A 19,751-nucleotide genomic window follows, 5' to 3' on the forward strand; every position below is an offset into this window, starting at 1 on the left:
ATGACCGACCAGCCAACGACGGCCGAGTCCACTCCCGGCGGGGGCATCCCCGCCGGGAGTGGACTCAGTCCCCGCAAGAAACAGCAGATCAGTCGCGGCATCCAGTACGTCGTCCTGGTCGCCGTGGTCGTCTTCCTGGCCCTGAACATCAACTGGGTCGATCTCGGGAAGAACTTCACCAGGGTCGACATCGCCGAGCAGATGCTTCCCGAGCTGTTCACGGTCGCGCTGAAGAACACGATCATCTACTCGGTCGGCGGCTTCGTCTTCGCCTTCCTGTTCGGTCTGCTCTTCGCGCTGATGCGGATGTCGTCCGTGCGGCCCTACCGGTGGATCGCGGTCGCCTACATCGAGATCTTCCGCGGCCTGCCCGCGCTGCTGATCTTCCTGCTCATCCTGTTCCTGCCCCTGGCCCTTTCGGGCTTCGAGGTGCCGGGCGGCACGTACGGGCAGGGCATCCTGGGCCTGGCGATCGTCGGCTCGGCCTACATGGCCGAGACGCTCCGCGCCGGGCTCCAGGCGGTGCCCAAGGGACAGATGGAGGCGGCGCGCTCGCTGGGCATGTCGTACACGCGGGCCATGGTCACCATCGTCATCCCGCAGGCCCTGCGCATCGTCATCCCGCCGACGACCAACCAGTTCGTGTCCCTGCTCAAGGACTCCTCGCTGGTGCTGTTCCTCGGCGTCTCCGGTGACTACGTCGAGCTCACGAAGTTCGGCAACGACACGGCCTCGACCTTTGCCAACGCCACTCCCATCCTGGTCGTGGGCGTGACATACCTACTGGTCACCATCCCGCTGGGTTACCTCGCGTCCCGGCTGGAGCGGCGACAGGTGAGGGGACGGTGACAGTGAATCCGGCGAACCCGGCGAACCCAGCGGACCCGGCGTCCCCGGACGCTCCGGCGGCCCCCGCGAACCACGCGGTCGAGATCCGTGACCTGCACAAGTACTTCGGGAAGAACGAGGTCCTCCGGGGCATCGACTTCGCCGTCGACCCCGGCCAGGTGGTCTGCGTCATCGGCCCCTCGGGGTCGGGCAAGTCCACGCTGCTGCGCTGCGTGAACCTGCTGGAGCAGCCCACGTCGGGCAAGGTCGTCGTCAACGGCGTGGAGCTGACCCACCGCGACGTCGACATCGACGCCGCCCGCCGCGGCGTCGGCATGGTCTTCCAGCAGTTCAACCTCTTCCCGCACATGACCGTCCTGCAGAACGTGATGATCTCGCAGCGCCGGGTGCTGAAGCGGAGCAAGGCGGAGGCCGAGCGGATCGCGAGGGAGAACCTGGACAAGGTCGGCATCGGCGAGAAGTGCGACGCCTTCCCCGCCCAGCTCTCCGGCGGCCAGCAGCAGCGCGTGGCCATCGCCAGGGCACTGGCGATGAGCCCGGCGCTGATGCTCTTCGACGAGCCCACCTCGGCGCTCGACCCCGAACTCGTCGGCGACGTGCTCACGGTCATGCGCAAGCTCGCCGAGGAGGGGATGACCATGCTCGTGGTCACCCACGAGATGGCGTTCGCCCGCGACGTGGCCGACCGGGTCGTGTTCATGGACGGCGGCGTGATCGTGGAGGACGGCGCCCCGGAGCAGGTGATCAGCGCTCCGCAGCACGAGCGGACCAAGACCTTCCTGCGCCGCGTGCTCGACCCGACGCACACCGACATCTGAGCTTCCGAGTTTTCGAGCTTCTGAGTTTCGCCACGTACGGCCCGCGCCCGCCCGGCGCGGGCCGTATGCGTTTCGCGGAGCCGGAGCCGGAGCCGGAGCCCGGAAGGCGGAAAGGGCGGTGAAGGGTGGTGAGGGGCGGGAAGCGGGAACGGATCCCGGCCGGCCCGCGGGTCCCGCGGGCGTTGCCGGACCCGGCGTAGGGCCCGGCACCGGACACGGCAACGCCCGCGGGGCCCGGCGTCGGACCCGGTGCCGAATGCGGTGTCGAACGCGGCGAGCCCGGGGGAGGCCTTTGGTGCCGTACGGAGCTTCCCCGACCCCGTACGTTTTCTACTCGGCCTCCCCACAGGCATCGCCGTCACCCACGGTAGCGGACTCGTCGCACCGGGAGGGCAAAAAGGCGGTCCGAATATGATCGAGGACGAGATGTGATCGGACGATCGGCGAACGTGATCGGGGGCGCCCGGGGTGGTCAGGCGTCCCGCAGCATGCAGGTGAGACGCGAGGTGCACACCCGGCGGCCCTGCTCGTCGACGATCTCGATGTCGTAGGTCGCGAGCGTACGGCCGCCGTGGATCCGGGTGGCCACCCCGGTGACCAGCCCGGACGTGGCCGCGCGGTGGTGGGTGGCGTTGATCTCGACGCCCATGGCGATCCGCCCGGGGCCCGCGTGGATCGCCGCGCCCGTCGAGCCCAGGGTCTCCGCCAGCACGCACGAGGCACCGCCGTGCAGCAGGCCGTAGGGTTGGATGTTGCCCTCGACCGGCATCGTGCCGACCACGCGTTCCGCGGTGGCCTCGGTGATCTGGATGTCCATCCGATCCACCAGCGTGTTCTTGTACGATGCGCCGAGCGCCTCTTCGACGCGCCGGGCGGCTTCGTCGTGGTCTGTCACGGTCAAGGGGGCGTCTCCTGTCGTACGAGGCCAGGTTTTCTGTCGCACCAGGAGACTAGGCTTTCGGTGTGCCGAAGAGCGAAGCGACCCCCACTCGTCCGTGTCTCCTGCTGCTGGATGGGCATTCACTGGCCTATCGGGCGTTCTATGCCCTGCCGGAGGAGAATTTCTCCACCACCACGGGCCAGACGACCAACGCGGTCTACGGTTTCACCTCGATGCTGGTCAACGTGCTCCGCGACGAGCGGCCGACCCACGTGGCGGTCTGCTTCGACCGCTCCGAGCCCACGTTCCGCCACGAGGAGTACGCCGACTACAAGGCGAACCGGAGCGCGAGCCCCGACAGTTTCCGCAGCCAGATGAGCCTGATCCACGAGGTGCTCGACGCGTTGCGCGTGCCGCACCTGTCGCTGGCCGGATACGAGGCCGACGACCTGATAGCCACCCTCGCCACCCGCGCCGCCGAGCAGGACATGAACGTGCTGGTCGTCACCGGCGACCGTGACGCGCTGCAGCTCGTCGACGAGCGGATCACCGTGCTGATGACCCGCATCGGCATCAGCAACATGACCCGGTTCACCCCCGAGGCCGTGCTGGAGAAGTACGAGCTCACCCCGGCCCAGTATCCGGACTTCGCGGCCATCCGCGGCGACTCCAGCGACAACCTGAAGAACATCCCCGGCGTGGGCGAGAAGACCGCGGCCAAGTGGATCCGCGAGTTCGGCTCGCTGGAGGAGCTGGTCAACCGCGTCGACGAGGTCAAGGGCAAGGTCGGCGACAAGCTCCGCGACCACCTAGACCAGGTGCTGATGAACCGGCGGCTCACCCAGCTCATCCGCGACGTGCCGCTGGAGCACGAGGTCACCGCCCTGGAGATCGGCGCGCCCGACCGCGAGGAGATCAACAAGATCCTCGACACGCTGGAGTTCCGCGGCGAGATCCGCGACCGGCTGTTCAAGACGATCGGCTCGGCCGAGACCGAGGCCGAGGAGGGCTTCGAGGTCGAGGTCGTCACCCTGGGCCCCGACGAGGTGGGCCCGTGGCTGCGCGCGCTCCCCGAGGGCCGCGCGGGCCTCGCCTTCAAGGGCACGTACGGCAGCGGCACCGGCCGCGTCGACAGCATCGCCATCGCGGCGGCCGGGGCGGGCGCGGAGGCGGGGCGGGCGGCGAAGGGCGGGTCCGGCGCGGCGTTCATCGACCCGACCAGGCTCACCGAGGCCGACGAGGCGGCCCTGCGCGAGTGGCTGGCCGACGCCTCGAAGCCCAAGGCCGTGCACGACGCCAAGGGCCCGATGCTCGCGCTGTGGGCGCAGGGCATGGAGCTGCGCGGCCTCACCTGCGACACGGCGCTCGCCGCCTACCTGGCGATGCCGGGGCAGCGCTCGTTCCCGCTGGAGGACCTCGTGCGGGTCTACCTGCGGCGCGAGCTGCGCAGCGAGGCCGACAACGGCGGCCAGGCCAGTCTCTTCGACGCCGAGGACGACGACGGCGCCCGCGACCTCGCCCTGCGGGCGCTGGCGGTCGGCGAGCTCGCCGACGCGCTGGAGGCGTTCCTGGAGCCGCTGGGGGGCACCCACCTCATGCGCGACGTGGAGCTGCCGCTCGTCACCGTGCTGGCCGAGCTGGAGCGGGCCGGCATCGCCGCCGACCGGGAGTATCTCAGCGGTCTGGAGGCCGAGTTCGGCGCCGCGGTGAAGCAGGCCGTCGAGGCCGCCCACGCCTCCGTGGGCGGCGAGCAGTTCAACCTGGGCTCGCCCAAGCAGCTCCAGGAGATCCTGTTCGTCAAGCTCAACCTGCCCAAGACGAAGAAGACCAAGACGGGCTACACCACCGACGCCTCCGCGCTGGCCTGGCTCGCCGCGCAGACCGAGCACGAGCTGCCGACGATCATGCTGCGCCACCGCGACCAGGCCAAGCTGAAGGTCACGGTCGAGGGCCTGATCAAGGAGATCGCCGACGACGGCCGCATCCACACCACGTTCAACCAGATCATCGCGGTCACCGGGCGGCTCAGCTCGGAGAAGCCCAACCTGCAGAACATCCCGATCCGCACCGCCGAGGGCCGCCGCATCCGGCAGGGCTTCGTGGTCGGCAAGGGCTTCGAGACCCTGCTCACCGCCGACTACAGCCAGATCGAGCTGCGCGTCATGGCCCACCTGTCCGGGGACGAGGCGCTCATCGCGTCGTTCGAGTCCGGGCACGACTTCCACATGGCCACCGCGGCCCGGGTCTTCGACGTCGAGCCGGGGAAGGTCACCGGGGAGATGCGGGCCAAGATCAAGGCGATGAACTACGGCCTCGCCTACGGCCTGTCCGACTTCGGGCTGTCGGAGCAGCTCAACATCCCGGTCTCCGAGGCGCGGGCGCTCAAGGAGGAATACTTCGAGGAGTTCGGCGGCGTCCGCGACTTCCTCAACGCGATCGTCGCCCAGGCGAGGAACGACGGATACACCGAGACCATCCTCGGCCGCCGCCGCTACCTGCCCGACCTCAACAGCGACAACCGCCAGCGCCGCGAGATCGCCGAGCGGATGGCGCTCAACGCGCCCATCCAGGGATCGGCGGCCGACATCATCAAGGTCGCCATGCTCAACGTGCAGGGCGCGCTGAAGGAGGCGGCCCTCGGCTCCCGGATGCTGCTGCAGGTCCACGACGAGCTCGTGTTCGAGGTGGCCCCCGGCGAGCTGGAGACCCTGCGGGAGCTGGTCACCGACCGGATGAACGCCGCGTACTCCCTGCGCGTCCCGCTCGCCGTCTCGGTGGGCGTCGGCCGCACCTGGGAGGACGCCGGGCACTGACGGCCGCCCGCGGGAGGTGCTCCCCGGAGCGCCTCCGGGGGATCGGCGGTCCCAGGGTGAACCGGCGGTAGCTCCCCGCGAAACGCTCCCCGAAGCGTCTCCCCGGGCGTCTCCCGGGGGAGGAGACCGATCGCCGGATGCCGGACTTCGCTGATTGGCCGGGCCTGTCCGAGTCTGTTCTAGGCTGGTGATCCAAGCCGAGAAGCTCGACGGGCACGGGAGTTCTGTGCGGAGTCCAATCCCCCTGACGAAGATCATCCTACTGGCCAACGTGCTGGTCGTCGTGGTGGCGGTGGTGGTGCTCCTGGTGCTCCCGCCGGCCTCCGCGCCACCCGGCGCGACCCGGCCGGGCACGACCGGCAGTGGCTCGCCGTCACCGCCGCCGTCCGCGCCCCCCTCGCCGGCGCCCGACCTGCCCTCGGCCGAGCTGCCGCCGCCGATCACCGCCTCGGAGGAGTTCGCCCGGCAGGTGAAGGCGAACGAGGCCGGGGTGGTCCCGATCCTGATGTACCACCGGATCACCCGCAAGAGGCTGGCCTCCATCGACCGCACCCCCGCCCAGGTGCGCAAGGAGCTGGAGAAGCTCGCCAGGGGCGGCTACGTGCCGGTCACCGCGCGGGAGTTCGCCACCGGGAGGATGGACATCCCGGCGGGCAAGCACCCGGTCGTGCTCACCTTCGACGACGGCCACCCCAGCCACTTCGCCCTCGACGCGGACGGCACCCCGGCCAAGGACACCGCGGTCGGCATCATCTACCAGGTCGCCGTGAAGTACCCCGGGTTCCGGCCGGTGGCCACCTTCTGGGTCAACCGGTACCCGTTCGGGCTGCGCGAGCGCGAGGACCAGGAGCGGGCGGTGCGCTGGCTGGCCTCGCGGGGCTTCGAGGTGGCCAACCACACCTGGAGCCACCCCCACCTGCCGCGCCTGCCCAAGAAGAAGGTCACCGAGCAGGTGGCCAAGGTCGAGAGGCTGCTGAAGAGGCTCGGCGTTCCCCCCTCCGAGACGCTGGCGCTGCCGTTCGGCGCGATGCCCCGCAAAAGATCTACCGTGCAGAAGGGAAAATGGGACGGCGTTTCCTATCAGTTCAAGGGCGTCTTCCTCGCCGGCGCCGAACCGTCGGTCTCGCCGTTCGTCGAGAACTACGACTGGCGCGCGATCCAGCGGATCCAGAGCAACGGCAGGAAGGGGGAGTGCCGCAAGTGGTGTTCGGAGTACTGGCTCGGGTGGCTGGACAAGCATCCTCGCGAGCGCTATACGGCCGACGGCGACCCCGACCGGATCTCCATCCCACGCGGGCTTCGCGGTAATATCAGGGCGGACCGGAGGCAGAAGATCAACGCCTATTAGGCGAGATCGTTATCCTTTCGGCACGCGGGCGCGTAGAGTCGTCGGATTGACCATACCCGTCTGGTCTCATATGCTGATCGCTGCGTTGTGGGCTCGCGCGTGTCTCGGACGGAGTGGGCTCGCGCTCGATCACACCGATGTTTTCTTCGGTTGACGGTAAGAGGCCTGCCGCGCGTTCGCCACATCGACATCTGTCCGCGTTCGGAGCAACTCCACACATGACGAGCAGCACTGAGGCCACCTCGAGCACCCCGCAGGTAGCGGTCAACGACATCGGCTCCGAGGAAGAGTTCCTCGCAGCGATCGACCTGACCATCAAGTACTTCAACGACGGCGACATCGTCGAGGGCACCGTCGTCAAGGTCGATCGAGACGAAGTTTTGCTCGACATCGGCTACAAGACCGAGGGTGTCATCCCCTCGCGCGAGCTCTCGATCAAGCACGATGTCGACCCGGCGGATGTCGTCGAGGTTGGCGAGCACGTCGAGGCCCTCGTCCTCCAGAAGGAGGACAAGGAAGGCCGCCTGATCCTGTCCAAGAAGCGCGCTCAGTACGAGCGGGCCTGGGGCACGATCGAGAAGATCAAGGACGAGGACGGCATCGTCACCGGCACGGTCATCGAGGTCGTCAAGGGTGGACTCATCCTCGACATCGGCCTGCGCGGCTTCCTGCCGGCGTCCCTGGTCGAGATGCGGCGCGTCCGCGACCTCCAGCCGTACGTGGGCCGCGAGCTCGAAGCGAAGATCATCGAGCTCGACAAGAACCGCAACAACGTGGTTCTGTCCCGCCGCGCCTGGCTCGAGCAGACCCAGTCCGAGGTTCGCCAGACGTTCCTCAACACCCTGCAGAAGGGTCAGGTCCGCAAGGGCGTCGTCTCCTCGATCGTCAACTTCGGTGCGTTCGTCGACCTCGGCGGCGTCGACGGTCTGGTCCACGTCTCCGAGCTCTCCTGGAAGCACATCGACCACCCCTCCGAGGTCGTCGAGGTCGGCCAGGAGGTCACCGTCGAGGTGCTCGACGTCGACATGGAGCGCGAGCGCGTCTCCCTGTCGCTCAAGGCGACGCAGGAAGACCCCTGGCAGCAGTTCGCCCGCACCCACCAGATCGGTCAGGTCGTCCCGGGCCGCGTCACCAAGCTGGTGCCGTTCGGTGCGTTCGTCCGCGTCGAGGAGGGCATCGAGGGCCTGGTCCACATCTCCGAGCTGGCCGAGCGCCACGTCGAGATCCCCGAGCAGGTCGTCCAGGTCGGCGACGAGATCTTCGTGAAGATCATCGACATCGACCTGGAGCGCCGCCGGATCTCGCTGTCGCTCAAGCAGGCGAACGAGGGCGCGATCGGCGCCGACGTCGAGTTCGACCCCACGCTGTACGGCATGGCGGCGACCTACGACGACTCGGGCAACTACATCTACCCCGAGGGTTTCGACTCCGAGACCGGCGAGTGGCTCGAAGGCTTCGACAAGCAGCGCGAGGAGTGGGAGCGGCAGTACGCCGAGGCTCAGACCCGCTTCGAGGCTCACAAGAAGCAGGTCGAGGAGGCCCGCAAGGCCGAGGCCGAGGCGGGCGAGGCGGCCCCCACGTCCTACTCCGGCGAGACCCCGTCCTCGGGTTCCACCGGCGCCTCCAGCAGCAGTGGCTCCTCCGCTCCGGCGGCGGGCGCCCTGGCCTCCGACGAGGCTCTCGCGGCTCTGCGCGAGAAGCTCGCGGGCGGCCAGAACTGACGGTGCCCACGGCGCCGAGCTGACAACGCGGTAGAAGATCGAAGGAAGGGCCCCGCTCCGGCGGGGCCCTTTCCGCGTTGTCGAGGTGTTTTCGAGATGGCCCCCGGCGACGGCCGTCCGGCCTCGCCCGGTCTCCCGCCCGGCCGCTAGGGTGACGCCGTGATCGTGATCGAGGTGGCGGAGCCCGAGGACGCGGGCGAGATCCTGACCGTGCAGCGCGCCGCCTACGTGGGTGAGGCCCAGCTCTACGGCGACCCGTTCATCCCGCCGCTCGTGGAGTCGGCCGCCCAGGTCCGCAAGGCCGTCGAGACGGCCACCGTGCTCGTCGCCCGCGACGGGGCGAGGATCGTGGGGGCGGTCCGCGGCCGGATGTCCGGCACGACCTGCCTGGTCGGCCGCCTGGTGGTCGCCCCCGACCGGCAGGGCGCGGGCATCGGCGGATCCCTGCTGACGGCCCTGCACGACGAGGCCGCCACTGCCCTCGCCTTCGACCTGTTCACCGGCCACCTGTCGGAGGGCAACCTGCGCCTCTACCGCCGCCACGGCTACCGCGAGACCCGCAGGGAGCCGATGAGCGACCACCTGACGCTGGTGCACATGCGCAGGGAGCCGTGAGCGCTCCAGAGGCGTTCCCGTACCCCGGTCGGTGTCCGGTGAGCGTCGCGGCCCGAAGGGCGGCAGGCGCGACCTCCGGCGCCGAGATGGGCGGTTCCTGCCTGCTCGCCGGGGTGCGCCGCAGGGCGTCGGCCCCGAGGCCGCCAACCGGTGGGTCCTGAGGGGTGCTTCCGGCCCCCGCCGGAGCGGTGCTTGCGCCCCCTGCCGAAGGGGCGGCCACCTCGTACGACGGGGTGAACGGCGACCTCGGGCGCTCCCGGCCCGGCGACCCGAGGTGAAGACCCCGTCGCCGACCGAGCCGGAGCGCGGTCCGTACGGCGTATGCTGCGGATCATGTTGAAGGTGGGGCTTACCGGCGGCATCGGGTCCGGCAAGAGCGAGGTCTCCCAGCGGCTGGGCGCCCGTGGCGCGGTGGTCATCGACGCCGACAAGATCGCCAGAGAGGTGGTCGAGCCGGGAACCCCCGGGCTGGCACGCGTGACCGGCGTCTTCGGCACGGGTGTCCTGCGCGAGGACGGTTCGCTCGACCGGGAGAAGCTCGGCTCGATCGTCTTCGCCGACTCCGAGAAACTCGCCTCCCTCAACGCGATCGTCCACCCCCTCGTCGGCGCGAGGGTCGCCGAGCTGCAGGAACAGGCGGCTCCCGGCAGCATCGTGATCTACGACGTGCCGCTGCTGGCCGAGAACAAGCTCGCCCCCATGTACGAGGTGGTGATCGTCGTCGACGCCGCCGACGAGGTGCGCGTCGCCCGGCTGATCGAGCTGCGCGGCATGAGCGAGAAGGACGCCAGGGCCAGGCTCGCCGCCCAGGCGACCCGCGAGGAGCGGCTGGAGATCGCCGACATCGTCGTCCCGAACGAGGGGACCCTGGAGGAGCTGGAGGCCCGGATGGACGACATCTGGGCCGATCTCACCTCCCGCGCCACCACCTGAGCGGGAGGGCTCGTCCGGGGATCTCGGCGTTCGTTTGAGCCACGTCCCCATGGGATCATCCCGGCGGCCCGAGCCGGCGCTTGAGCGAGGTACCCCCGGCCCTGTTAGCGCAGTTGAGGCATGCGAGCATGTCCGACGTGCTGCGGCGATTGAGCGTTCTGGATCGGATCCGCTTCGGACTGCTCGGCCTCGGCCTCCTGTTCGTCGCGACCGGCCTGCTCCCCCTCAAGGAGGCCTGGAGCGAGATGGAGCGGATCGCGCCCATCCTGCTGTTCCTCGCAGCCGTGATCATCCTGGCGGACCTCGTCAAGGAGGCCCAGCTCTTCGACGTGATCGCGACCCGGCTGGCGGTGGTGGGGCGGGGGAACCACGTCGCGCTGTTCCTGCTGTGCACGGCCTTCGCCTCGCTGGTCACCATCTTCCTGAACCTGGACACCACGGTGGTGCTGCTGACGCCCGTCATGCTCGCCCTCGCGGCCAGGACGGGAATCGCCGCGCTGCCGCTGGCCATGACGACCCTCTGGCTGGCCAACACCGCCGCCCTGCTCCTGCCGGTGTCGAACCTGACGAACCTGCTGGCCGTGGAACGGCTCGGCATGTCCGCCCGCGAGTTCGCCGGACGGCTCTGGTTGCCCCAGCTCGTCTCCATCGCGGTCACCATGGTCTTCCTGTGGCTGTTCTTCTGGCGCCGTGGCCGGCGCGGGACCGCCCGCTACGAACCGCCGATCCCTGGCCCGGTCGCCGATCCGGTGCTGTTCGGGATCGCGGTCTCGGCGTGCGTGTTGTTCGTCGCGGCGATCCTGCTGGAGTTGCCGATCCAGTTCGCGGCCCTGGGCGGGGCGGCGCTGATGGTCGCCGCCTTCGCCTGGCGTGACCGCTCGAAGCTCACCTTCGCGTTGTTTCCCTGGCAGTTGCTCGTCTTCGTCGTCGGCCTGTTCCTGGTGGTGCCCACCCTGAGCCGGTACGGCCTGGCCTCGGTGATGAGCTCTCTCGTCGGGACCTCCGGGGGCCCGGGGGGCGACGGGGCCTACCGTGTGGCGGCCGTCGGCGCGGTGCTGGCCAACCTGATCAACAACCTGCCCGCCTACACGGTGGTGGAGCACGCCATCCCGCCGGGGAGCCGGGACCTGCTGCTCGCCCTGCTCATCGGCACCAACGTCGGCCCGGTGATCACCCCGTGGGCCTCCCTCGCCACCTTGCTGTGGTTCGAGTGGTGCCGCCGCAGGGGAGTGCGGGTGCCGATGCTCACGTTCGTCCTGACGGGGACCGTGCTGGTCGTGGTGGGGGTCACCGCCACGGTGGCGGCGCTGCTGCTCACGGCCTGAGCTGCGGCCGGAGGCAGGCGTACGGTGTCCTGACGCGCGGGGTCACGGGCGTCGTGGTCACGCTTCTGGAGGCGGCGGGTTCCGTCGTGGTGATCACATCGCGCGGGCCGTCGTCTCGCGCATCCGCTCGGCGATCTTCCCGGCCTCTGGGACACCCATGGGGGAGAGGATGTCGAGAGCCGACTTCCAACGGGACCTGGCCTCGTCGGTCCTGCCGAGCGCGTGCAGCGCGTGGGCGAGGTGGTCGTGGGCGAGCCCCAGCAGGTACGGATCCTTGACGGTGAGAGCCGCGTCCAGGGCGGCCTGCTGGTTCTCCAGCGCGGCCCGTCCGTCTCCGGTTTCCAGCAGGGTCGTTCCCAGGTCCAGCAGGATCTCGCATTCGGTGTACTGGTCTCCTCCCTCCCTCGCCCAGGCGAGGGCGTTCCGGTGGTGTTCGAGGGCTTCGGCGTGACGTCCCTGCCGTCGGCGTATCCTTCCGATGCCGTTGACGGAGTTCGCCTCGAATCGGCGGTTGCCCACCTCCCTGTTCAGCTGGATGGACTGCTGATACAGGTCCAGGGCGGTCGTCAGATCCCCCAGGCTCTCGTGGACGTCGCCCAGGACTTTGAGTGTGTACGCCTCGTCGTTGCGGTTGCCCGCCTTGCGCTCGAAGGCCAGGCAGCGTTCGACGCAGCGGAGCGCGTCCAGCGAATGCCCCAGCCTGAGATGGGCGATTCCCAGGGTGAAGGTCACCGTCGCCTCGCCGTGTTCGTCGCCGAGCCGGCTGAACAGTTCGATCGCCCGCACGCAGTTCTGTATCGCCTGCCGGAAGTCCCCGGCCCACAGCAGGCTGTATCCGAGCCGGCCCAGGGCGTAGGCCTCCTCCTTCCGGTCCCCGGCCGTCCGGCTGAGGTCCAGGGCCTGCCGCTGGTAGTCAAGACACCTCTCGATTTTCCCGGAGAACATGTTCGCCGTGCCCAGCGCGTTCAGCACCCGCCCCTCCCCATGCCGGTCACCGGCCTGGCGCACAGCGGAGAGGGCGGTCTGGTGGACCGTCACCCAGTCGTCGATGCGGTCCCTGAGATAGAAGAAGTAGTCCAGCGTGTACGCGATCTGCCACGCGTAGCCGAACCATTCGTGTTCGGCGGCGTGGTTGACGGCCGATATGAGTGCCGGATACTCCGCGTCGAGCCATCTCGTGGCGGAATCATGATCGTCGAAGACCGGGATCCCGTGCGACGGAGGCTCGGAGACGAGCGTGATCCCGCTGTAGTCGGTGTTCACGTGTTCCATGGCCGCCTTGGTCGTGTGCAGATACCAGTCGAACAGCTGGGTCAGCGCGCCACGGCGAACCGGTTCGCTGTCGTCGGCCTCGGCGCGTTCGCGGGCGAACAGGCTCACCAGGTCGTGCACGACGAAACGCCCAGCGATGCCGTGCTGGACGAGGTGGGCGCCGATGAGCGTGTCGAGGGCCGCGCGGACGTCGTCGACGGACGAGTGAGCCAGGGCGACGACCTCGTCGACGCCGATGTCCGGGCCGGGATGAAGGCCCAGCAACCTGAAGGTTCGCCGAGCGGGCTCGGGAAGACTCCGGTAGGACGTCTCGAAGGCGGCCCGTACGCCTATGTGCGGGTCCTCCTCGATGTCCAGCGCCGTCAGCCGGTTCTCCCGGAGAAGCCTGGTCACGAAGTCGGCGACGGACAGCGTGGGCCGGCTGCTCAGGTGCGCGGCCGCCAGCCGCAGCGCGAGCGGGAGGTGACCGCAGAGGCGGGCGAGTTCGAGCACGGCCCCGGGCTCGTCGCGGATCCGATCCTCACCCAGGACGGCGCCGAGCAGCGTCCTCGCCTCGCCGGGTGAGAGCAGGTCGAGGGTGAGGGAGTGGACGTCGTGCGTCACCGAGAGTCCTCGCAGGGAGTCCCGGCTGGTGATGACCACCTTGCACAGCGACGAGCCGGGCAGCAGGGGACGTACCTGCTCCGCTTTCGCCGCGTTGTCGAGCACCACGAGCATCCGCCTGCCGGCCAGGAGTGACCGGTACATCGACGCCCGCTCGTCGACCTCGTGGGGAATCTCGTCGGTGGCGACCCCGAGCCCTCTCAGGAGCTGGTAGAGCGCCTGCGCGCCGGTGACCGGCTGTCCCCGTGAGTAGCCGTGGAGGTTCACGTACAGCTGCCCGTCGGGAAACCGGTCCGTCACGCGGTGTCCCCACCGCGTGGCGAGCGCGGTCTTGCCGATGCCCGGGGTGCCGGTGATGGCGGTGATCACCACGGCCGACGCGCCGCCCGGCTCCCCGGACAGCAGGAGGTCCAGGCGGCGCAGGCTCTCCTCACGGCCGGTGAAGCGGGCGATGTCGGCCGGCAGTTGCCGGGGTACGACCGCGGTCGACGAAATGCGGGCACGTTCCGCCGGGATGCTCCCGGTGACGGGTTCTCCCGCGAGAATCGACTGGTGCAGCCGGACGAGTTCCTCTCCCGGATCCAGCCCGAGCTCCTCGCGGAAGTGCCGCCGGGCGGCCCTGAATTCCTCCAGCGCCTCCGCCGTACGGCCGATTCGGTGAAACGCGCGCATCAGCTGGCCGCGAAAACCCTCGTTCAGGGGATGTTCCGCCACCAGCAGCCGCAATTCCCCGATCAATTCCGCGTGGCGGCCCAGAACGAGGTCCGCGTCAATGCGATCGAGAAGCGCGGTGACACGTAATTCCTCGAGCGCGGCCCCTTCGACGGCCTGGAAATCGGGTTGTGTGCCGTCGAGCGCGGGACCGCGCCACAGCGCCAGCGCCGAGCCGAGCCGCTCGGAGGCTTTCGCTGGATCTCCCGCGGCCATGGCGGAGCGGCCCGCCGCCGTCTCGGAGAGGAAGACGTCGAGGTCGGAGTCACCGGGGCGCAACCGCAGGGTGTAGCCGGTAGGCGTTCCCACCAGCGCGTTCGCGTCGCCGAGCAGCCGCCGTACGGACCACAGGTAGTTGTGGAGCAGCCGCCTGCTGGTCGCCGGAGGCTTCCCCGCCCACAGGGCCGTCAGCAGCCGGTCGTGGGGGACCACCCGATTCGCCCGTACGACGAGAAGGGCGAGGAGTGTCCGCTGCTTGGGGCCCAGGACGCTGACCGAGTGCTCGTCACGCCATATGTCGACCGGGCCGAGGACACGAAGCCGTGTTCCGGATTTCTTCTCGTTCATCGCCGGGCGAGGCGGTGCGCGTTCGGCCGGTGCGTATTTCCTGTCCCGGACTGCCTCATACGCCCCTCGTTCCCGTGAATACGCGAAGTGCGGACAGAGGACAAGGTTAGGACACTCCATACGACAAGATCAACAGCATTGTCCTGGATGCTTGACGTGATCATCTCCGGCCGGGCCCTCCCATTCCCATGCCCGGCCGTCAGTCTCCCTTTCCTAATGGAGGAACCGGTGGGGATTCCCTTACCGAACCGTCCTTTCGCGCCGCCTTCACGGCGCGGACCGAACAGACGGGGCGCGACCACGGTCGTGACCGTCCTGGCCCTGGCTGCGTCGCTCCTGGTGTCGGGCGGCGCCGAAGCACAGGTGGCCCCCACTCCCACGGCCGCCCCCACGGCACCCGTCCAGACGCCGTTCCCCCGTCCGGAGGACCCTGACGCTGCGCTGCGCGCGGCGGTCGCGGAGGCCAGGAAGCAGAACAAACCGGTCGAGGCCATCGGAGCCTTCACCGAGACCTCGCGCACCTGGGCCTTTCCGGACGGCAGCCTGAAGACGGAGTCGTACTCGGGCCCCGCCCAGGTCAAGCGGCAGGACGGTTCGTGGGCGTGGATCGACACCACGCTGGTGGAGAAGGACGGCGTCCTCAGGCCCAAGGTGGCCAAGGCCGACCTCGCCTTCTCCCTCGGCGGGGACGACGCTCCGTTCGCCGTGATGAAGCGGGAGGCGGAGCAGAGTCTCAGCCTGTCGTGGGACGGGAGGCTGCCGCGTCCGGTGGTGAAGGGCAACGTCGCCACCTACCCGGATGCCGCCGGGCCCGCGGCCGACCTGGTCGTCACGGCCCTGCCCACCGGTTTCCGGCACGACGTGGTGCTGCGGGAGCGCCCCACGGGGCCGCTGGAGATCCGCATCCCGGTGGATTCCCACGAACTGACCCTCGCCGTGTCCAAGCGGGGTGGCCTGGAGCTCACCGACGCCAAGGACAAGGTCGTCGCCCGGGCGCCGAAGCCGGTGATGTGGGACAGCACCGGCGCCGACGCGCGAGACCCCAAGACCACCGCCGCACCGCGCAGCGCGCCGATCGCCACCTCCGTCGTCGAGGACGGAGGCGAACGGACGCTGGTCCTCAAGCCGGACGCCGGGTGGCTGGCCGACCCCGCCACCACCTTCCCCGTCGTCGTCGACCCCACCTCCACCCTCACCGTCAAGACCGACACGCTGCTCTCCAGCGGCGCCGACTGCAATACCTACGACCAGCCGGGGGCGACGCTGCTGAAGATCGGCGCGGCGTACTACAGCTGCAGGGGGGTGGACGCGATGAACTACTGGCGTTCATACCTGAAGTTCGACGTCGCCGGTCTGGCGGGCAAACCCATCGTCTCCTCCACCATGCAGCTGTGGCGCACCGAGTCGCCCTCCTGTCACCTGCGCGGCAACGGCAAGATCTACGCCACCCGCCTCGGCGCCGACTGGACCCCGGGCTGGATGACCTGGTCCAACAAGCCCTCGGGTACCACCGACTTCGTGAGCACCCCCTGCCCGACCACGGGTGTTCTCACCCCCGGCGTGATGACCTGGCCCATCACCAACTGGGTCAAGGCCTGGGCCGGAGGCCAGCCCAACTACGGTGTCGAGCTCAGCGGGCCCACCGAGAGCGTCGACCGCTACAACGCCTACTCCGCGGTCTTCCACTCGGCGGAGACGACCGGCACCGGCGCCACCCCGCCCAAGCTGATCACCCAGTACCTCCTGCCGCCCGAGATCCCCACGGTCACCGCCGAGTCGGTCGACTCGATGGACGGCGACCACGCCATCGTGCGTAAGAGCTCGGCCAAGGTCGGCTACAAGTCCACCTCGGTCGATGGAAGGAACATCGACTACTACGTCTCCGTGGTCGAGTCCACCGCGCCGCTTCCCTCCTGGACGACCGGTGGTGGCGAGGTCGGCAAGTGGAGCTTCACCGAGGGCACGGAGGGCACGGACTCCAGCGGCAAGAACAATCCGCTGAGCTTCGTCAGCGGTCGCTACTCGATGATCGACGGAAAGGACGGCAAGGCGCTCTTCCTCAACGGAGTCACCGCCACCCCCTCCTTCGCCGCCACTCAAAGGCCGGTGCTGCGCACCGACAGGAGCTTCTCGGTGGCCGGTTGGGTCCGCCTGGACTCCGGGACCGAATCCGCCGCGCTGATCAGCCAGGGCGGCTCGGTCAACAGCGCCTTCGTCGTGGGGTACGACTCCGCCAGCCGTAAGTGGAACATGCTGATGCACCACACCGACACCGCCACCAGCGCGGCGACGGAGATCAAGTCCTCCGCCGCGGCGCAGATCGGTGTCTGGACCCACCTCACCGGTGTCTACGACGCCGCCGCCAAGAAGATCCGCCTGTACGTCAACGGCGTCCAGTCCGCGGAGGCCGACCACACCGTCACCCCCTGGCAGGCCGACCGGCTTTTCTGGCTCGGCGCCGGCAGCCGCGGCGGCTACAGCTACCCCTGGGTCAAGGCCGGCTACGACGAGATCCGCGCCTACGACCGCGCCCTGAGCCCCACCGAGATCCAGTGGATGCTCAACCTCACCCCGCCCACCAACGCCAACCTGCCCTCCGGCCAGGCCGCGTCCATCACCTACGACGTCAGCAACGTCGACAGCTTCAAGATCTCTGTCAGGGCCTGCATCAACGGGGCAACCCCCATCACCTGCAGCGAGAGCCCGTACTACCGCATCACCACCGACGCGCCGTACGTCCCCACGGACGCCGAGACCGGCATGGCCGACCCCACCAGGCCGATCCTGTCAGGCATGGTCAACCGCCCCTCGGGCGGACCGGTCACCGCCAAGTACTACCTGTACGACAGCACTGGCGCGCCGGTCGGCACGGCACCGCTCGGCGTACGCGCGGTCAACGGCGGGGAGCGTGTGTCTTTCCAGGTTCCTGAGAAAACCGTCCAACTCGGCGGGACCTACACCTGGCAGATGCAGGCGTGTGCGCTGGAAGTCTGCACGGCCAAGACGGCCCCGGTCGGTTTCACCATTCCTGGCACCCCGCCGGAGCCGCCTACCGAGACCGTCAACCATCTGACCCTGCTCAAGGACAACTTCGTCATCAAGACCGCCAAGGTCGACCCGACGGCCTGTGGGGGTTCGCCCTGTACGCTCACGGATTCCTCCACCATCCAGCTGGGTGGGGCTGGGGTGGACAAGGTCGCAAGCGTCGTCGGTGTCAATCTCAACGAATTACCCAATGGTGCGGGGGTTTCCGAGGCGATCCTCAGACTTGGAACACCGGCCTGTCCCGCCGGATCGTGCCCGGCCGATACCGTGGTCACCGCGGTACCGCTGAAGAGTGAGGTGACGGCCGAGACCAAGGGGTCCGACTTGGCGGCGGACATCGACTCCGATGCCACCCACACCTTCCCCATCGCCACACCGCAAGCTGATATCGCCGGTAGCGAGTATCAGTGGCTGATGCTGACTTCCAACAAGGAGGAAAGCGTCACTTTTGGAAAGTCCGGAGCGGCGGAACAGTTGGCGGTTGACTTGACCTACCTCCCCGCGGGGCCTCCCAGTCAGGTCATCAACCTGATCGCCTCGCCTGGTGACAGCGGCGCGGTCGTCAGTTGGGGGGTGCCAGAAAGAAATGGCAGTGTGGCGGCCCTGGAGGGCTACGATGTGGAGATATCCCGTGACGGCAGTGATGCCCGTGCAGTCGCGGTAGTCGATCCAAGTGCGGCCATCTCTGGCTTGGTCAACGGTGTCACCTATACCGTCAGGGTCCGAGCCAGAACCCACTTCGGGGCCAGCGAATGGGAATCTGCGACTGTCACTCCGAAGGAAGCACCCCCGCCGCCTCCGCCCTCAAGCTGGTCATCGCAGACGTGTAACCCAAATCTCGACGTACCGATGCAGGCCACTGTCACGCGGGCAACGTCGTCCGTCCAGGATTACGCAGATCGCATCAAGGACTACTACGAAGCGCAGGACGCGGTCCTCGAGGGACGCGCGGAGACAGTGTGGCAGGCGCCTGGCGTGACTCCCGAGGAGCCGACCGCCGCCAAGCTTTCCCTTCTTAATTCCTCGCTCTTGAGCGTGAAGGAGGGAATGGGTAAGGCGGGTGTCACGCGTACCAACTCCACCGTCACCATCGAATACGCTGTTCCTCGCGAATCAGGTGATGGAAGAGTTCATGTGACTGCAGCAGTCAAACGCGCCTGGGATGAAACGGTCGCAGACGAGCAGAGCGTCACCATGGCGGATGCCAACAATACGTCCAGGCGCGTCGAGCCAAGCGATCCAACGATCTCAGTTTTCGTATTCGATCGCTGCGGTGGGCTTTCCATTATCGACGTTCCGTTGGAGGTCGAGAGGGACCCGACCGACCTTTCCGGCGAATCTGATTGTGGAGGTGACGGGCAGGTCGACGGGAGTGGAGGGCGAACTGTTTCGGCGGCTTCTGTCAGCGCGGAGTATTCGTCCGCCGCAGCGGATGAATCCTGCTGGCCCAAGTACATGAACGAGCATGTCTGTACGTCAATCAAAAAATCCGGAAATGCATGCATGAATTTCGCGGCACGTCCGGCTTACCCTTATAAGGGCATGATTTATGAGGCCTCGGGGGTCGTGGCCTGGAAGCCAAATAATGCGATCACGGTGAGCAAGTTCAATATCGCGAAACATCGAGTATGGTCTCGCGTATATATGACACCGGCATTCCTTAAGAAATACGGAAAGTACACGCCGGTCGAGAAGATGCAGTTGTCCCTGTCGCTCGACCTGTGCGCTCGCATCACCGTGGGCTCACTGTCACTCTCCCACCCTCCGGGATTCGGGGCCACGGCCGGCAAGGAGTGTTACAACAAGCAAGTCCAGGAAGAACCAAAAAAGCGATTGCTGAACTACCCCGATGAGGCGGACGACTCCGCCCGGTTCGAGTGCAGTGGAGGACTCGGCTTTTGTCACATCGGGACATTCAAGTTCGGGTTCGAGGCGGAACTGCTCCTGCCGTACAAGGATCCCAATAGGAAGAATCGTCGAATAGGGATTAAGTGTGACAGTGGATGGCAGCTGCCTGGAGATCCTTGGGGGCCCCATCAGGTATAAGTGTTATGGATGGCAGAGGAATCATGATTTAGCAATCTGTCATCTCGTTAAATGACGGATGTCCCACTGGATCCCTCGCCTCGCGGGAGGAAAGTGGGGCATCTGTCATTTGTGCATGTCTTCTCGCGCCTGCAGGCTTCCTGGCTTTTCGAATTTGAAGCGATGGCTCTATCCTGTACCCTGCCGTCAGGGGCTGGTTGTCGGG

At 68.0% G+C, this 19,751-nt stretch carries 11 protein-coding genes; 9 read left to right on the plus strand and 2 right to left on the minus strand.

From position 1 onward, the window contains the following. Together ACFFRH_RS02985 and ACFFRH_RS02990 are read left to right on the plus strand one after the other, a co-directional pair. Nucleotides 1-849, plus strand: coding sequence for an amino acid ABC transporter permease (locus ACFFRH_RS02985; protein ID WP_344750195.1), 849 nt, complete (start codon nucleotides 1-3; stop codon nucleotides 847-849). A 2-nt stretch (nucleotides 850-851) separates the two neighbouring features. Beyond that, nucleotides 852-1,667: an amino acid ABC transporter ATP-binding protein gene (locus ACFFRH_RS02990; RefSeq protein ID WP_425581898.1), complete on the plus strand. Its 816-nt coding sequence runs from the start codon at nucleotides 852-854 to the stop codon at nucleotides 1,665-1,667. A gap of 472 nt (nucleotides 1,668-2,139) precedes the next feature. Here the strand turns inward: ACFFRH_RS02990 and ACFFRH_RS02995 are convergent, their stop codons facing one another. Next, nucleotides 2,140-2,484 carry a PaaI family thioesterase gene (locus ACFFRH_RS02995; protein WP_386154264.1) on the minus strand — a complete coding sequence of 115 codons (345 nt, stop codon included), beginning with the start codon at nucleotides 2,482-2,484 and terminating at the stop codon, nucleotides 2,140-2,142. 146 nt (nucleotides 2,485-2,630) lie between these two features. On the opposite strand from ACFFRH_RS02995, the gene polA reads away from it, so the two are divergent. The 6 genes from polA (at nucleotide 2,631) to ACFFRH_RS03025 (ending at nucleotide 11,302) form a co-directional block, all read left to right on the plus strand. Next, nucleotides 2,631-5,360, plus strand: a complete 2,730-nt coding sequence (gene polA, locus ACFFRH_RS03000; protein ID WP_344750196.1) for a DNA polymerase I — start codon at nucleotides 2,631-2,633, stop codon at nucleotides 5,358-5,360. Between the two features lie 226 nt (nucleotides 5,361-5,586). Then, nucleotides 5,587-6,708, plus strand: a complete 1,122-nt coding sequence (locus ACFFRH_RS03005; RefSeq protein WP_344750197.1) for a polysaccharide deacetylase family protein — start codon at nucleotides 5,587-5,589, stop codon at nucleotides 6,706-6,708. Between the two features lie 218 nt (nucleotides 6,709-6,926). Continuing rightward, a complete protein-coding gene (gene rpsA / locus ACFFRH_RS03010) occupies nucleotides 6,927-8,429 on the plus strand; it encodes a 30S ribosomal protein S1 (protein ID WP_344750198.1) in 1,503 nt (500 codons plus the stop codon). A 159-nt stretch (nucleotides 8,430-8,588) separates the two neighbouring features. Beyond that, on the plus strand, nucleotides 8,589-9,044 hold the full coding sequence (locus ACFFRH_RS03015) for a GNAT family N-acetyltransferase (RefSeq protein WP_344750199.1): 456 nt from the start codon (nucleotides 8,589-8,591) through the stop codon (nucleotides 9,042-9,044). A gap of 333 nt (nucleotides 9,045-9,377) precedes the next feature. Then, nucleotides 9,378-9,977, plus strand: a complete 600-nt coding sequence (coaE, locus tag ACFFRH_RS03020; RefSeq protein ID WP_344750200.1) for a dephospho-CoA kinase — start codon at nucleotides 9,378-9,380, stop codon at nucleotides 9,975-9,977. A gap of 128 nt (nucleotides 9,978-10,105) precedes the next feature. Then, nucleotides 10,106-11,302: an SLC13 family permease gene (locus ACFFRH_RS03025; RefSeq protein ID WP_386153904.1), complete on the plus strand. Its 1,197-nt coding sequence runs from the start codon at nucleotides 10,106-10,108 to the stop codon at nucleotides 11,300-11,302. A 93-nt stretch (nucleotides 11,303-11,395) separates the two neighbouring features. Here the strand turns inward: ACFFRH_RS03025 and ACFFRH_RS03030 are convergent, their stop codons facing one another. Continuing rightward, nucleotides 11,396-14,455 carry a BTAD domain-containing putative transcriptional regulator gene (locus ACFFRH_RS03030; RefSeq protein WP_344750202.1) on the minus strand — a complete coding sequence of 1,020 codons (3,060 nt, stop codon included), beginning with the start codon at nucleotides 14,453-14,455 and terminating at the stop codon, nucleotides 11,396-11,398. A 306-nt stretch (nucleotides 14,456-14,761) separates the two neighbouring features. On the opposite strand from ACFFRH_RS03030, the gene ACFFRH_RS03035 reads away from it, so the two are divergent. Then, on the plus strand, nucleotides 14,762-19,546 hold the full coding sequence (locus tag ACFFRH_RS03035) for a LamG-like jellyroll fold domain-containing protein (protein ID WP_344750203.1): 4,785 nt from the start codon (nucleotides 14,762-14,764) through the stop codon (nucleotides 19,544-19,546). Nucleotides 19,547-19,751 lie beyond the last annotated feature (205 nt).

Origin of the sequence: Streptosporangium vulgare, from assembly GCF_042428775.1 — a bacterium.
In the GTDB taxonomy this organism is placed as follows: Bacteria; Actinomycetota; Actinomycetes; order Streptosporangiales; family Streptosporangiaceae; genus Streptosporangium; species Streptosporangium vulgare.

Bases quoted from the DNA above. Each gene is read 5' to 3' on its own strand.
- rpsA (WP_344750198.1), top strand. From the start codon at position 6,927: ATGACGAGCAGCACTGAGGCCACCTCGAGCACCCCGCAGGTAGCGGTC.
- ACFFRH_RS02985 (WP_344750195.1), top strand. From the start codon at position 1: ATGACCGACCAGCCAACGACGGCCGAGTCCACTCCCGGCGGGGGCATC.
- ACFFRH_RS03025 (WP_386153904.1), top strand. From the start codon at position 10,106: ATGTCCGACGTGCTGCGGCGATTGAGCGTTCTGGATCGGATCCGCTTC.
- ACFFRH_RS02995 (WP_386154264.1), bottom strand. From the start codon at position 2,484: ATGGACATCCAGATCACCGAGGCCACCGCGGAACGCGTGGTCGGCACG.
- ACFFRH_RS03030 (WP_344750202.1), bottom strand. From the start codon at position 14,455: ATGAACGAGAAGAAATCCGGAACACGGCTTCGTGTCCTCGGCCCGGTC.
- coaE (WP_344750200.1), top strand. From the start codon at position 9,378: ATGTTGAAGGTGGGGCTTACCGGCGGCATCGGGTCCGGCAAGAGCGAG.